The following is a 1,668-nucleotide window of genomic DNA, read 5'->3' as shown; positions in this document are numbered from 1 at the left end:
TTGAACTCCAGCTCCAGCTACTCCCTGTCTGGCGACGGCGTTCCCGGCGTGTTCGGTGACGGGACTGCAACCGCTGTTAACTCGGCTAAAGTCGTTGTCAGCAACACTGACGTGACCACCGCTGCCAATGCTCAGAGCGCTGTTGACGTGCTGACCCAGGCACTGTCCACCATCGACTCCCAGCGTGCTGACCTCGGTGCTGTACAAAACCGTTTCGACAACACCATCGCCAACCTGCAGAGCATCTCGGACAACTCCACCGCTGCTCGTGGCGTGATCCAGGACGTTGACTTCGCTTCTGAAACCGCTCAGTTGACCAAGCAACAAACCCTGCAACAGGCTTCGACTGCGATCCTGTCCCAGGCGAACCAACTGCCATCCGCTGTACTGAAGCTGCTTCAGTAATAACGGCGCTTGGTAACTGACGGAAGGGCGCGTTTACGTGCCCTTTTGTCTTTTGTCTAATGAGGTGATTGGTCATGGACATGAGCGTCAAACTGAACCTGTCTTACCCTGCGGCAGCGCCACAGAATGCACCTGCTCCTGTCAGTGCCGATCCGCAGAAACCCAAGGTGGACGCCGTTGCTGGCGCGAAAGATGCCCAGCAGCCATCGAGCCACACCGACTTGAAAAAAGCGGTCAACGACATAAACGAATTCATCCAGGCTGCCCAGCGCAAACTGGATTTTTCCATTGATGACTCCACCCACCAGGTTGTGGTCAAGGTCATTGCAACCGAAAGCGGTGAGGTCATTCGCCAGATTCCTTCGGAATTGGCCCTGAAACTCGCCCAGAGCCTTCATGACGCCAGCAGCTTGCTGTTTGACGCCAAGGTCTAAACTGGCATGAACTTTGTTGCGAAAACTGCCTAGAGCGTGATTCGTCAATAAAGCATCAGCCCCGGATTAGGAGAAAGACGATGACAGTCGTAGCAGGTCTAACGGTCAACGGCCCGGGTACGGGTATCGATGTGCAAGGCCTTGTGAAGTCGTTGGTGGGGGCGCAAACCGCACCCAAGCAAGCGCAGATCGATAGCCAGACCAAAATATCCACTGCGCAACTGACCTCGATCGGCAAGATCCAGGCGGCCCTGGATGCGTTCCGGGGCGCGCTGGACAACATGACCAAGACCGTCAACTTCAGCGGCCTGAGTGCGACGGTTTCGAACGACAAGCTCGCGACGGTCACGCTGGGCCCGGGCGCTGCGGCCGGCAACTTTACGTTGAACGTTACCAATTTGGCCACGGCGTCCAAAGTCTCCACGGCAGTGATTCCTGGTGGGCCGACGGCGGTTGTCAATTCCGGGGCTTCGGCGACGGTGTTTACGGTCTCCCAATCCGGCAAGGATTACAGCGTCAGTGTGCCGCCGGGCGGGACCCTTCAGCAGGTGCGTGACTCGCTCAATACGCAGTACGGCAATTCGGGCTTGAGTGCCAACATCCTGACCGACTCCAACGGTTCCCGGTTGGTGGTCACGTCCTCGACTACCGGTAAAGGTAGTGACATCACCTTCAAGGGCTCCTCGGGCCTGGATACGGGCGCGACGGTCGTGGGCGCGGCACCGGTGAACGCCGTGTATACTCTGGACGGCAGCCCTCAAGAGTCCACGAGCAATACCCTGCCCAACGCAATCAGTGGTGTGAGCATCACCTTGACGGGGGTTTCGGG

At 57.9% G+C, this 1,668-nt stretch carries 3 protein-coding genes; all 3 read left to right on the top strand.

Annotation, left to right across the window (positions count from 1 at the left end; translation table 11 throughout):
• On the top strand, positions 1-405 hold a 405-nt coding region (locus JV201_RS29900), incomplete at its 5' end, for a flagellin (protein ID WP_257903247.1).
• A gap of 74 nt (positions 406-479) precedes the next feature.
• On the top strand, positions 480-839 hold the full coding sequence (locus JV201_RS21275; protein ID WP_102369676.1) for a flagellar protein FlaG: 360 nt from the start codon (positions 480-482) through the stop codon (positions 837-839).
• A gap of 80 nt (positions 840-919) precedes the next feature.
• On the top strand, positions 920-1,668 hold a 749-nt coding region (locus tag JV201_RS29895; RefSeq protein WP_308340728.1), incomplete at its 3' end, for a flagellar cap protein FliD N-terminal domain-containing protein.

The sequence above is a fragment of the Pseudomonas sp. Colony2 genome, from assembly GCF_019382755.1.
GTDB lineage: Bacteria > Pseudomonadota > Gammaproteobacteria > Pseudomonadales > Pseudomonadaceae > Aquipseudomonas.
This window is presented reverse-complemented; position numbering and strand designations above follow the sequence as displayed.